The sequence below is a fragment of the Veillonella sp. S13054-11 genome (genome assembly GCF_002959795.1).
GTDB classification, from domain to species: domain Bacteria; phylum Bacillota; class Negativicutes; order Veillonellales; family Veillonellaceae; genus Veillonella; species Veillonella parvula_E.
Genome location: NZ_PPCY01000003.1, coordinates 1 through 14,024 on the forward strand (window position 1 = coordinate 1; position 14,024 = coordinate 14,024).

Below are 14,024 nucleotides of genomic sequence, written 5' to 3' on the forward strand. Positions count from 1 at the left end.
CAAAAAAAAAAAAAAAAAAAAGAACCAAGCCATATAGACTTGATTCCTTATAATTCTTAATATTTTTGTTGTTCTTTAATTCGCTTAGCAATATCGCGCTTAGCATCACGTTCTGCCATATCTTGGCGCTTATCATATAATTTCTTACCAGTTACTAAACCTACGGTAACCTTTACATAACCGTGACTGAAATGAAAGTTAAGTGGTACTAAAGAAAACCCCTTCTCCTTAACTTGGGCATGTAACTTTTTGATTTCAGATTTATGCATCAACAACTTACGTGTCCGCTCTGGTTCATGGTTAAAGCGATTTCCTTGTTCATATGGGCTAATATGAACGCCATACAACAAGATTTCCCCTTTATCTATACGACAAAAGCTATCTTTAAGATTAAGCTTACCTTGGCGGATAGATTTTATTTCTGTTCCTGTTAAAGCAATGCCAGCTTCATAGGTTTCATGAATATGAAAATCATGACGCGCCTTACGATTATCAGCAATAAGCGACGGGCTAGTTTTCTTTGCCATATTTCCCTCTATCGTTTACGTTTACTTTTAGATTTTTTGGATTGACTACGTTTTGTAGCTTTATTCGACTTCTTGCGACTCGATTTGCCTTTTTTAGATTTTTTGCTGAAAGCATCATATCTAGAACATCCAGCTTTTGAATCATCTCGTTTAGAAGTCTTTCTACCGTTTTTTCGGGATAACTTTCGCCCCTTTAGATTTCCAAAACCATCACGACTAGTAGCATAGTCAGAACCATTGCTCAATTGTTCTTGGATAGCTATCAGATTATCTACTTCACCAAGAACAAAGTCGATTTGTTTCTTTTCTACATCGGCTTTTACAAGTGTAACAGTAACCTTTTCACCTAAATGATAGGTTTTACCTGTCCGCTTACCAACAAGAACAAAATGTTCTTCTTCAAAGAAATAATAATCGTCGTTCATCATGCTAATATGCACAAGACCGTCGATACCATTCTCTAATTCTACAAACATACCAAAGGATGTTATGCTCGCAATAGTACCTTCAAAAACTTCACCTACAAAGGGAACCATGTATTGAGTCTTCTTAAGATCTGTAGTTTCACGTTCCGCTTCGGTTGCTACTTGTTCTTGTATGGAAGAATGTTCCACAGCACCTGCCAAGAAGGCTTCATCTACATCTCGTTTAGAGTATCCACCTTTCCAATGCATATCCGCTTTTAAAAGACGATGCACCATCAAGTCCGGATACCGTCTAATGGGAGATGTGAAATGCGTATAGCATGTAGACGCTAAACCAAAATGGCCAACATTTTCTATGCTATATTTTGCTTGCTGCATGGAGCGTAAGGTCATAATTTGAGCCACTTGCTCTATATCCTGTCCCTTCACCACATCAAGAATTTTTTGGAAATCTCGTGGCGTTACGCCATCAGCACTGATGACGAGATTTTGACCTAAATAATTTAATACCTTTTGGAATAAATCTAATTTCTCTTCACTTGGATTTTCATGAATACGATATACCGATGTACGTTCAGTATCTCTCAAATGTGTTGCTACCGTTTCATTGGCAATTAGCATACATTCTTCGATAAGACGCTCTGCCATAGTTCGGTCGCGTTTTACAATACGCAACGGCGTACCGTCGAGGTCAAGTAATACCTTATACTCAGGAAAATCAAAGTCTAATGCCCCTCTACGACGACGCATCCGATTTAAAATCTTTGAAATCTCTGCTAAATCGCGAAGCATAGGTATAAAATCTACTAAATCGTCAGGAATGATATTTTCTTCAAGCGCTTTATAAACTTCCTTATAGCTACAACGACGTCCTACGTGGATAATAGACGGACGAATACGATAATTAACAACTGTACCCGAATCATCAATCTCCATCATGCACGTCATAGCATAGCGGTCCTCATGTGCATTTAAACTACAAATACCATTCGATAATACCTCTGGTAACATTGGTACTACGCGGTCCACTAAGTAAACTGAAGTCCCCCGCTTGTATGCTTCATTATCAATAGGCTGGCCTGAAGTAACATAATGACTAACATCCGCAATGTGTACACCTAGCTCATAATTACCATTTGGTAATTTACGACCACTTACAGCATCGTCAAGATCTTTTGCATCTTCTCCATCGATAGTTACCATTTGTAAGTCTCTAAGATCCCACCGCTTCGGATCTTCATGAACAATAGTATCTATCTTCTCACTTGCCTCAATTACCTCTTTAGGGAATGCAAAAGGAATCTTATGATTAGCCATAATACAGTTAATATCTAGGCCTACATCCCCCTTATAACCTAGAATTTCTGTAATAATCCCTTCAGGTTTTTTATTGCCTTCAGGCCATTTTGTAATTTTTACTAGTACCTTAGCTCCACTCCGAGCATCTAAAGTATCTTTTAAATCTACAAAAATATCTGTTCCAATACGTTCATCATCTGGTACAACAAAGCCAAAGTGTTGTTGTCTGTCGTAAGTACCAACTATGGTTTCATTAGCACGCTCAATAACATCAACGATGATGCCTTCACGTTTATGCTTTGTATAATCTGATGGTACAATGCGAACACGTACCTTATCATTATGCATAGCAGTTCCTTTATTTTGTTCTGCTACATAAATATCTTCATCATCCAGCATAATAACAAATCCATAAGATTTACGATATCCTTTGTAGATACCTTCATATTCTTCATGCTGTTGATCTTCATATCGGTATACATCTGATCGAGATGAAGTTAATATGCCTTCACGGGCGAGCATTTTCGCAGATCGAATAAATATTTCAAGATCTTTGCCACCTCGAATACGATTATCCATTGCTGCATCCTCAATATGGTATGCATGTGGTTGTATAGATTTATAAAAGTCCAATACCTTCTTCTTCAAGTCTGCACCCCCTTATTAGGATGAAAAAAGAAAAAGCCTGCAAAGCAGGCTTTCATCATTAGAATTGATTAATCATTGCCCCTAATACTAAGCTCAACACAGCAAAGATAATCCCCAATATAATCGTACATTTAGATAAGAAAGCATCTAAACCGCGTTGCTTACCACCAAAAGAAGAGTCTGCCGCACCAGAAACAGCACCGCCCATGCCTGCATTTTTGCTATTTTGTGCAACAACTACTACAATTAATAAAATAGATACGATTACTTCTACAATCATTAAGAAATTTGTCACGACTGTCATCCTTCCTGTGATGCTCGATGCGAGCTCAATACACGATGTTCTAAATACTTCTCTAATTTACGTTTTACCCTTTGTAGTGCATTATCAATAGATTTAACACTACGATCTGTGACCTCAGCCATTTCTTGATAGGAACGTCCATCAAGGTATCCTTCCAAGACTTCCCATTCGAGATCACTTAAAATATGACCAATATTGCGCTCAATATCATCTAGTTCCTCTTGACTGATAATGAGGTCTTCAGGATTTGTAATCTTTGTTGAAGATAGCATTTCAATCAATGTACGCTCAGAGTCCTCTGTATACACCGGTTTATTTAAGGATATATAGGAGTTCAAAGGCGCATGTTTTTGTCTTGTAGCCGATTTAATAGCTGTAATAATTTGTCTAGTTATACAAAGTTCCGCAAAGGCTCTAAAAGACGCTAATTTATCATGTTTAAAATCTCGCGTTGCCTTATAGAGTCCAATCATCCCTTCTTGGATGATATCCTCTCGGTCGGCACCTACCAAAAAATAGGAGCGAGCCTTAGCTCTTACAAAGTTCTTATATTTATTAACAATATAATCGATTGCAAACTCATTTTGCTCTTCCTGAGCTATGACCACAACTTGCTCATCGGTCATTTCCTTGAAATTGTAATCGGACTTGCGTGTATGAATCATTTTCATAAGCTCCTCCTTACAATTGAGCGAGAAAAACCAATATATTTATTATACTGGAACGGTATATGATTTTCAACTATCAATGACCTCGACGCAATTTCTCAAGCTTTTCAGCAACTTCAGGAGATAATAAACCTCCCACTTCATTACGACGCACTGAAAATTGATCACGTCTATGTTCATGAGCATATTGAAGTCGTTCTTCTTCCTTAGCTATACGAATCATATTTTGCAACTCACGAGCAGGAATACGCAACCCGCCAGAGCCTAGAATTTGATTTTGCTCTGCTCCATCGGAGGTCACAACATATACATTAGTATATTTACCTTTACGTAAAAATACCTCTCGTTCAATAAAGGAATCCGCCGTTTCTCCATCCTCAGTATACACTTCGATAAATCCACTTGTAATGGATTCAATGGAGCCTCCAGATTTTGTATACTTACCATCAAATACAAGGATTACTTCGTAACCCTTAAATTTACCATAGTTCAACAATCTATCTCGAAGCTCCATCCTCGCATGTTCTAAGGACTCATGAGCCAATTTCTTCAAATGAGTCCAAGCAAAAATAACATTATAGCCGTCTACAATTAAGATATCTTTTAGCATGATTATTTCGCCTGGCGTTGACGTACCGCCTCATACATAAGAACTGCAGCTGCAACAGATGCATTCAAAGAATTCAAATTTCCATACATAGGAATTGTTACAAGGAAATCACAAGCTTCTTTTACAACGCGACTAATCCCCTTACCTTCATTACCAATGACGATAACGGTTGGAATTGTCATGTCAGCCTCGTACAAAGTGCGGTCACCTTCCATGTGGGCTCCCATCACCCAAAACCCTTGTTTTTGAAGTTGTTTTATGGTTTGTGCTACATTGCCAACTTGTACAAGTGGAATTTGTTCAATAGCACCAGCAGAGGTCTTCGCAACAGTAGCATTAATGGGCGCATTATGTCGTTTAGGAATAAGTACAGCCGTCGCTCCCACACATTCAGCTGTACGAATGATGGCTCCCATATTATGTGGATCTTCAACACCATCCGTTAAGATCAACAAAGGAACCTCATGAGTCGTTTCTTGTAATACCTCACCCAACTCCTTAAATTGAACGGCCGATACAAGAGCTATAACACCTTGATGAGGTACTTCCAAATCGTACTTATTCATTTGTTTTATAGGTGTTGGTCTAACTTCAATTCCTTGAGATTTAGCAAGACCTACAATATCAGCTAACCCTGTTTTTACCTTATCTTCACTGACCAGAATACGTTGAATAGAACGGCCACTTTTAAGGGCTTCTTTAACCGCATTGCGACCTACAATATAATTATCCATACTACATACCTCGTAAAGTTATAGAAAAGGCTTGCCCCAAGATATGCTGTAAGCGGTCTTCTTGGCGCGTTTCATAAAGAAATCCTAGTACTGCTTCAAAGGCCGTACTACTGCGATATTCTTGAACAGTACTACTTTTAGGCACGTTTACATTACTATTTCTAGCACGGCGTGCAATAGCTTGTTCCTCTTCTGTGAAAGTATTTTCTATTTCTAGCAATACTTTCGCCTGTGATTTAGCGCAAATAAATTCAGTAACGATAGTATGTAAAATCTGTACTTTTGTAATATTCATTTGTACCACGCGTTCACGCACATACATGGAGTATACTGCATCACCGATATATGCTAGCATAACTGCATCAGCACTTAAGCACTCCTCTATTGTTCGTTTGCGCAAACGAAGCGGCTCTTCTTCAAGAGCCGTTAGTTTTTTTATCGCTTCATTCTTTAAGAATTGAAATTGTTTAAACTTCACGTTTTTTCCACCGTGCACCTTGAGGAGAGTCCTCAATGGTAATACCAATCTCAGCTAATCGATCGCGGATACAATCAGCTAATGCCCATTGTTTCTGTTCGCGACAAGCTTGACGTACAGAAAGAATAACTTGCATTAATTCTTCGTATTCAGCAGCATTGGCGCCCGTGTTGCCTTCCCAAGCTTTTTCGAGAACACCAATAACATCTGTCATAAATTTGAATATTCGTTTCACTTCAGCAATTGCCTCTTGGCAAACAACGCCTTCTCTACTTGTTACAGCTTGATAGTAGATATTAATTTCTTTTGCAAGACCGAACATACTAGATGTTGCTAAAGCCGTGTTGAAGTCATCACTCATAGCATCCTCAAATTCTTCTTCGTATGCTTTCGCTTTTTCTAATAAGCGTTGAGCTTCATCACATGAGCCTGGCTCACATTTTTCAAGGTAAAGAAGGTTTTCAATAGCTGTGCTTAACCGTTCCAAAGATTTATTAGCTTCTTCTAGACGCTCATCAGAGAAATCTAATGGGCTACGGTAATGCGTGCTCAATAAGAAATAACGCAATGCATCAGGACTATATTGTTCTAAAATATCTTTTACCAAGAAGAAATTATTCAAGGACTTAGACATTTTTTCAGAGTTAATAGTGATAAAACCATTGTGCAACCAGTAGCGCACTGCTGGATGTTGACCAGAGCAACCTTCTGATTGAGCAATTTCATTTTCATGATGAGGGAAAATCAAATCGCTACCACCACCGTGGAAGTCAAATTCTGTGCCTAAATATTTTTGGCTCATAGCAGAACATTCAATGTGCCAGCCTGGACGACCATTCCCCCATGGGCTTTCCCAATAAGGTTCACCAGGTTTTGCTGCTTTCCACAAAGCAAAGTCCATAGGATTCTTCTTACGACCATCTACTTCAATACGTGCGCCTGCCTCCATATCGTCTAATGTACGACCAGATAACTCACCGTAATGTTCAAATTTCTCCACACTATAATATACATCGCCATCGAGTTCATAGGCGTAGCCCTTGTCAATCAATGTTTTAATCATAGCAATGATATCATCAATATGCGTAGATACACGTGGATACATATCAGCCCGTTGTACACCTAATGCATCCATTACTTCAAAATAACTATCAATATAACGATTTGCAATGGTATCCCAAGAGACGCCTTCACCATTAGAAGTGTTGATGATTTTATCATCCACATCAGTAAAGTTTTGTACATAGGTTACTTTATAGCCTACATGTTTCATATAGCGACGAATTACATCCCAAGTCACGAAAGGACGAGCATTGCCAATATGAGGATGATTGTATGGTGTGACACCACATACGTACATTTTCGCCTCACCTGGTGTTACAGGATTAAAAACCTCTTTTTGGCGCGTCATAGTATTATAAATAGTAATTTCTCTCATCGTTACCGATGCCTCCATTTTTGTAAAATAAAAAAGACCTCTCATCTCATACAGAGACGATGGTCCGCGGTTCCACTCTGTTAGGCACCAGCAGTGGTACCCACTCATCGCATAACGGCGCGTCACCGGACAAACCTACCTATAATCGGAGTGTCAGCTCGTGAATGCATTTCGTCTACCTATCCATGAACCCTCCCACCATCGGTTCTCGCTAAAAAGTTAGTTGTAGAGTACTTCTTTCAGTCTCAGCTATTAAAATAATCTATATTTATATATAAAAATATTTTACCAATAAAGCTATAGAATGTCAATATTTACAAGAAAAATCCCCATCTTTCATAAGCAGCTATTCACATATCATACATAGGTATTTTAAATAGCTTAATTTGAAAGATGAGGATATATAATCAGAATATTAAATTACTATTATCATTCATAACAATAGCTTTTATAGCACACAAGTAATAATAATGTCATTACATCAAATCAATTAATATTAAGCATTTTCCAATTTTTCTTGATCATCATGTTTACGGCAAATTCCAGCAAAGATAGATCCTGTAAAGTTATGAATGATGGAGAATACTGCACCTGCTACCGCAGCTTGTGGTGTAAAGTGTTTTAGTGCTAAAGATACGGATAATGCAGAATTTTGCATAGCCACTTCGATTTGCATAGCACGACGAGAAGACACATCAATACTGAGGGCTTTACATACCAAGTATGTCACAACATAACCACTCAAATTTTGTACTAAACACGCTACAAAAATAATGAAACCGGTTTCGGCAATTTGCTTTTGGTTAACTGCAGTTACAGCTGCCAAGATAAGCAATACCGCGATAGCTGCAATGGTTGGACATACAGATTTTACAGGTTCAATTTTTGCGCCAATAAAGTAATTCAATACAATCCCCAAAATAATTGGTACTAACACAATTTTTACAATGGATATAAACATTGGCATAAATTGAATTTCAATAGAAGATGTTGCACCAGCATATAATACGACAAATAAAGGCGTTAAAATAGGTGCCAATAATGTGGATACAGTTGTTGCTGATACGGATAAGGGAACATTACCATTTGCAAGGAAGGTCATTACATTAGAAGCAGTACCACCAGGACATGCACCCAACAAGATAAAACCAATCCCAACTTCTGGAGGAAAATTAAATGCTAAGGCTACTAAGAAACCTGCCAATGGCATCCATAAGAATTGGATTACGGATACGAGAATAACCTTCATTGGTTGCTTAAATACATCAATAAAGACTTGAGCCGTTAATGTTAACCCCATCGCAAACATAACAAACTGTAGCATGTAAGCAATATAAGGAGTCATCCAAGAAAATACTGCAGGTAGCATATATGCTAAAACAGCCATCAATAGTACTATCCAGGATAGATAACTATTGAATAAGTGATTAATAGAACGAATAACACTCATAAAAACACTCGCTTTCATAATAAATCAAAATTTAATACGCCGATTATTATAGCATTTCTATAGAATATTAACAACACATACAAAAGGAGTTCACATAACACCTGTTACGTGAACTCCTTTGATTAATTGATCAAATTTATTTTGTTAATGCACCTACATTATCTAAACGATGTAAGCACTTTTCTTTACCAAGTAATGTGACAATATTATTCAAATCTGGACCATGCATTTGACCTGTTAAAGCTACACGAATTGGCATAAATACGAATTTACCTTTTAAAGAGGTTTCTTTCATTACGGCCTTGATTGTTGCTTTTACAACTTCAGGTGTAATTTCATCAAGTTCAGCCAATGCATTCCGGAAAGCGCCGAGAACTGTTGAAGCTGTTTCTTCATTCAATACAGCACACAATTCTTCTTCATGCCCCTCTTCAAGGAATACTGTTTCGCCCATAAACAAGCCTACATGATCTTTGATTTGAGCACCATAGCTAATATGATCACGGAATGTAGAGCATAATAATGTCAACCAATCAATATCAGCTTGATTCAAGCTATCTGGAGCTAAACCAACCTCTTTCAAATGCGGCAAACAAAGGTGGAATAATTCTTCATCGCTCAAATTCTTCATGTAGTGGAAATTTATATGGTTCAATTTATCAATATCAAACACAGCAGGATTTTTCGCTACCCGATCCATAGAGAAAGCCTGAATTAATTCATCTTGTGTGAAGAATTCTTCTTCACCTTCAGGAGCCCAACCAAGAAGTGCCAAGAAGTTTACAAGTGCTTCTGGCAAGTAGCCTAATTGTTTATATTGTTCAACAGAGGTAGCACCATGACGTTTGGACATTTTCTTGTAATCTTTACCAAGAATCAAAGAAATATGACCAAACTTAGGGACCTCCCAACCTAAAGCTTCATAAATAGCCATTTGACGAGGTGTATTGGATAAATGTTCCTCTGCACGAATAACGTGAGTAATCCCCATCATATGATCGTCCATTACTACAGCAAAGTTATATACAGGAATGCCATCAGATTTTACAATTACAAAATCACCAACGCCATTAGATTCAAAGGATACATGCCCACGTACCATATCATCAAAAGCGTAAGTTTTATTCAACGGTACACGCAAACGAATTGTAGGTTTACGACCTTCAGCAATGTATTTAGCCTTTGTCTCTTCATCTAAGTGTTCACAATGACCGTTGTATTTTGGTGTTTCCCCACGATCCATTTGATCTTGACGCACCGCATCTAACTCTTCAGGTGTGCAGTAACACTCATAAGCTTTACCTTCATCCAATAAGCGTTGTGTTACTTCTTTATATAAATCAAGACGTTCTGTTTGACGGTAAGGACCATTATTACCACCTACATCAATGCCTTCATCCCAGTTCATGCCAAGCCATTGTAAGGAAGCTTTAATATTCTCTTCACTTTCACGTGTAGAACGAGCTAAATCTGTATCTTCAATGCGCAATACAAATGTGCCTTTTTCCTTACGTGCTAATAACCAGTTAAATAAAGCAGAACGAGCACCACCAATATGGAATGGACCCGTAGGGCTTGGAGCAAAACGAACTTTCATGGAACTCATGATTAAATCTCTCCTTCATATACAGAAACGACAGCTTGTGCAGCAATGCCTTCGCGGCGTCCAATAGCCCCGAGCATTTCATTTGTTGTCGCTTTAATACTAATGCGATCTAATGATATCTCTAAAATAGACTGTAAATTAGCCTTCATCATATCAATATGAGGTTTTAATTTAGGTGTCTCAGAAATAACCATAATATCAATATTATAGGCTTGTAACCCACGTTCTTTCAATAAGAAATTTACTTTTTCTAGTAAAAGCATACTAGAAATCCCTTTATACTGGTCATCTTCAGGCGGAAAATAGTATCCAATATCCCGTAAACCTGCAGCTCCCAACAGGGCATCCATCAAGGCATGGATGAGAACATCCGCATCGGAATGGCCATCAGGGCCAAGGTCAGATTCGATTTGAACACCACCTAAGATACAAGGACGACCTGCTTTTAATTGATGAATATCATAACCAAATCCAACGCGCATACACTTATCCTCAATTCCTAAATATCGTTTTGCTACAACAATATCATTAGGTGTAGTCACTTTAATATTACAGTAATCTCCATCTACTATATGTACAGGCTGCCCTAAATACTCAACGAGGGACACATCATCAGTGCCTAAATATTTTTTATCATGAGCCTTTTGATGGGCCGCTTTAAATAGTTCTTTTTGAAAGCCTTGTGGCGTTTGAATTTGGTATAATTCACTGCGTTTTAATGTTTCTATTACAGTATGCTCTGTATTAACCCGTTTAATCGTATCCGTAGCAGGGACACCTACAGTAGCAGCTCCATATTCTATTGCAGCCCTAACAACAGCATCAAACAGTTCCCTAGATGCTAATGGACGCGCTCCATCATGAACCAGCACAATATTACTATCTTCTGATACAGCTTTGAGTCCATATGCCACAGAATGTTGACGTTCTCTTCCACCAAGTACTATCTTTACAGGAATATGCAAATCCAACCCTTGAATATGGTTAGACATATATTCTTGTTCGCCTTCAGCTACAACAAGAATAATTTCTTTTAAACCTTCAATCTTTTCTACATTCTGTATGGTACGTTGAATAATAGAATATCCTCCTAAAGGAATAAATATCTTATTTTCTTTGTATCCCATACGGCGACCAGCACCTGCAGCGAGAACGATACAACTAATTGCCTTGCCCATTTTGTCCTCCATCTACACGAGCAAAGATCATACGACCAGCACTCGTTTGTAATATAGATGTAACCATAACCTCTACATTTTGACCAACATAAGGCTTACCATCCTCTACGACAATCATCGTGCCATCATCGAGATAAGCCACACCTTGGTGTACTTCCTTACCTTCTTTCATGATTTGAACGCGAATCCATTCTCCAGCGATTAGAGCAGGTTTTAATACATTTGCCAATTCATTGAGGTTAAGTACTTCTATACCTTGTACACGAGCCACCTTATTCAAGTTAAAGTCATTTGTCATCAACTTCCATTGCTTATCTAAAGCAAGTCGCATAAGTTTTGAATCAACCTCTACAAGATCATCATAATCATCTTCAACGACCTCTATAGCAACCTTATTGGCATCTTGCATATCCTTCAAAATATCAAGGCCACGTCGACCACGGTTGCGTTTCGTAGCATCCGCAGAGTCAGAAATTACCTGTAACTCATTTAATACAAATAGTGGCACCATAAGAGGACCTTCAATAAAACCCGTAGCACATAGTTCTTTGATACGACCATCAATGATAACTGAAGTATCTAGTAATTTTGGCGTACTAGAGGATTTATCTAATTTATGAGTTGAAAACATTTTAAAACGACTTGTTTTTTTAGTGCTATCTCCTCCCCATTGTTGTACGTAATTATTATACATTTCGGGGCCTTTACGAGCCATGATTTTAAGTCCACTATATCCAAAAATAGCACTCAAAATTATAGGAATATAAGGTCCTATAATAGGTACTTGATTGAATGCAACACCAATTAGATTTGCAATAATAAGGCCGAATAATAAACCGATGGTGCCTGCAATCAATTCTTGATTTGGAATATGAGTAAGAATACGCTCTAATCTTTTAGCAATTACTAAACCTTGTTTCAAAATAAATGATGAAATCAGATAACCAATAACAAGGCCTAATAGAGTACCTACGATTAATACTGCAATGCGTGCAATTGTTAATGACATGTCCCCAAAAGATTCAAATTGAGAAACCAAATACGGGTCAATAATAGGTGCTAAGCTATCCATTCCCACGTAGGCTGCTGTACCTACTAAAATGGCTATTACATAGCGTAAAATCCGATAAATCATGAAATCACCTCCTAATTATGAAAATACGAGTTGCATCGCCTCTTGTATAGATTTGACACCTTTAATTTTGATAGAACTATCATTATCCTTGATTTGTTTATAGTTGCTTTCAGGAATAATAAACTTTTTAAAACCTAATTTCTTAGCTTCATTAATACGCTGTTCAATGCGAGGAATACTGCGAACATTACCAGTTAAGCCTACTTCACCTAAGATAACCATATCTGTTGGCACGATACGATTTTTTAAGTTTGATACTATAGCAACCGCCATAGATAAATCACAAGCCGGTTCATTTACCTTGAGACCACCGATAACATTTACATATACATCTTTATTACCTAATGTAAAGCCACAGCGTTTTTCTAAAACAGCCAATAATACGATTAATCGATTGAGATCGTAACCTATCGCCGTGCGTCGTGGCATACCAAAGGCCGTAGTAACTACCAAGCTTTGTACCTCTACTAAGATGGGACGAACCCCTTCAAGGTAAATCATGACGGCACTGCCGCTTTCTTCATCGGAACGCTCGGCTAAAAGAGAAGCAGACGGATTGGACAATTCCTGTAACCCTTCCTCTACCATGGCAAAAATGCCTGTTTCTGATGTAGATCCAAAACGGTTTTTAATAGACCGTAATATACGGAATTGATAGGAACGCTCCCCTTCAAAGTAAAGCACTACATCTACCATATGCTCTAACATACGAGGCCCTGCAATGTTGCCTTCCTTTGTTACATGACCAATGATTACAGTAGGTATATTTCGTTCTTTACAGAAGCGAAGTAGGCGAGATGTGCATTCACGAACTTGACTAACACTGCCTGGCGCAGCATCTATATCTCCAGTATACATAGTTTGTATAGAGTCAATGACTAGTAAGGAAGGAGTCATTGCTTCAGCTTGCTCCAATATATGATCTAGATCAGTATCTGCAATAACTTGTAACCGTTCAGTATTAATATGCAGTCGTTCTGCTCGAAGTTTAAGTTGTAACTGAGACTCTTCACCAGATGCATAAAGAACTGCTCCTACTGTATCGGCTACTTTCTGAGAAACCTGTAGTAACAGAGTAGATTTACCAATACCAGGATCACCACCTAAAAGCATTAGAGCACCCGGCACTATACCCCCACCTAATACACGGTCAATTTCACCAAAGGTTGTAGATACGCGTGCAATAGAAGAGATTTCGATATCTGGCAAGGCAGTAGGCTTCGCCGTTTGATTTCCAACACCTCGAGAAGGTGTTCGACTATGTTTAGTTTCTTTAATTATTTCTTCAACTAATGTATTCCATTCTCCACATTGTGGACAACGGCCCATCCATTTAGAGGATTCAGCCCCACAATTTTGACAAAAGAATACTGATTTTGCTTTTGCCATAATACCTCAAAACTTTTAAAAAGAAAGGCCATGAATGATAACCATTCATGACCTTTTATGCATAATTTTACTACATGGTTAACTATCATCATTCTATAGTATACCATTTAACTTATATTTTTTATATGAAAGGTA

General features: G+C 37.9%; 13 protein-coding genes and 1 other annotated feature. All 13 genes read right to left on the minus strand.

The genetic code is table 11. The annotated features are described in order from the left end of the window. Positions 1–56: 56 nt before the first annotated feature. The gene (smpB, locus tag VPHSUH08_RS03415) at positions 57–527 is read right to left on the minus strand and encodes an SsrA-binding protein SmpB (RefSeq protein WP_105086726.1); all 471 of its coding nucleotides are present in this window, start codon (positions 525–527) and stop codon (positions 57–59) included. 8 nt (positions 528–535) lie between these two features. Continuing rightward, positions 536–2,899 (minus strand): ribonuclease R, encoded by a 2,364-nt coding sequence (gene rnr, locus VPHSUH08_RS03420; RefSeq protein ID WP_105086727.1) that lies wholly within the window; start codon positions 2,897–2,899, stop codon positions 536–538. Between the two features lie 58 nt (positions 2,900–2,957). Next, positions 2,958–3,194 carry a preprotein translocase subunit SecG gene (gene secG / locus VPHSUH08_RS03425; RefSeq protein ID WP_004695991.1) on the minus strand — a complete coding sequence of 79 codons (237 nt, stop codon included), beginning with the start codon at positions 3,192–3,194 and terminating at the stop codon, positions 2,958–2,960. Positions 3,195–3,199: 5 nt separating this feature from the next. Next, positions 3,200–3,874 (minus strand): RNA polymerase sporulation sigma factor SigH, encoded by a 675-nt coding sequence (gene sigH / locus VPHSUH08_RS03430; protein WP_105086728.1) that lies wholly within the window; start codon positions 3,872–3,874, stop codon positions 3,200–3,202. A 73-nt stretch (positions 3,875–3,947) separates the two neighbouring features. Continuing rightward, positions 3,948–4,481: an NYN domain-containing protein gene (locus VPHSUH08_RS03435; protein ID WP_004695995.1), complete on the minus strand. Its 534-nt coding sequence runs from the start codon at positions 4,479–4,481 to the stop codon at positions 3,948–3,950. Positions 4,482–4,483: 2 nt separating this feature from the next. Next, the gene (rlmB, locus tag VPHSUH08_RS03440; RefSeq protein WP_008601068.1) at positions 4,484–5,215 is read right to left on the minus strand and encodes a 23S rRNA (guanosine(2251)-2'-O)-methyltransferase RlmB; all 732 of its coding nucleotides are present in this window, start codon (positions 5,213–5,215) and stop codon (positions 4,484–4,486) included. Position 5,216: 1 nt separating this feature from the next. Beyond that, positions 5,217–5,693 (minus strand): Mini-ribonuclease 3, encoded by a 477-nt coding sequence (locus tag VPHSUH08_RS03445; RefSeq protein WP_105086729.1) that lies wholly within the window; start codon positions 5,691–5,693, stop codon positions 5,217–5,219. After that, the gene (gene cysS, locus VPHSUH08_RS03450) at positions 5,683–7,131 is read right to left on the minus strand and encodes a cysteine--tRNA ligase (protein WP_105086730.1); all 1,449 of its coding nucleotides are present in this window, start codon (positions 7,129–7,131) and stop codon (positions 5,683–5,685) included. Before cysS ends, VPHSUH08_RS03445 begins: the two co-directional genes overlap by 11 nt. A gap of 49 nt (positions 7,132–7,180) precedes the next feature. Beyond that, positions 7,181–7,387, minus strand: a binding site (T-box leader). Between the two features lie 240 nt (positions 7,388–7,627). Next, a complete protein-coding gene (locus VPHSUH08_RS03455; RefSeq protein ID WP_233189875.1) occupies positions 7,628–8,581 on the minus strand; it encodes a bile acid:sodium symporter family protein in 954 nt (317 codons plus the stop codon). 136 nt (positions 8,582–8,717) lie between these two features. Continuing rightward, entirely contained in the window at positions 8,718–10,187 is a 1,470-nt protein-coding gene (gltX, locus tag VPHSUH08_RS03460) for a glutamate--tRNA ligase (RefSeq protein ID WP_105086732.1), read from the minus strand. A gap of 2 nt (positions 10,188–10,189) precedes the next feature. Next, entirely contained in the window at positions 10,190–11,365 is a 1,176-nt protein-coding gene (gene ispD, locus VPHSUH08_RS03465; RefSeq protein ID WP_105086733.1) for a 2-C-methyl-D-erythritol 4-phosphate cytidylyltransferase, read from the minus strand. Continuing rightward, entirely contained in the window at positions 11,349–12,500 is a 1,152-nt protein-coding gene (locus VPHSUH08_RS03470) for a PIN/TRAM domain-containing protein (RefSeq protein WP_004696009.1), read from the minus strand. Before VPHSUH08_RS03470 ends, ispD begins: the two co-directional genes overlap by 17 nt. Positions 12,501–12,515: 15 nt before the next feature. Next, entirely contained in the window at positions 12,516–13,889 is a 1,374-nt protein-coding gene (radA, locus tag VPHSUH08_RS03475) for a DNA repair protein RadA (RefSeq protein WP_105086734.1), read from the minus strand. Between the last annotated feature and the right edge of the window lie 135 nt (positions 13,890–14,024).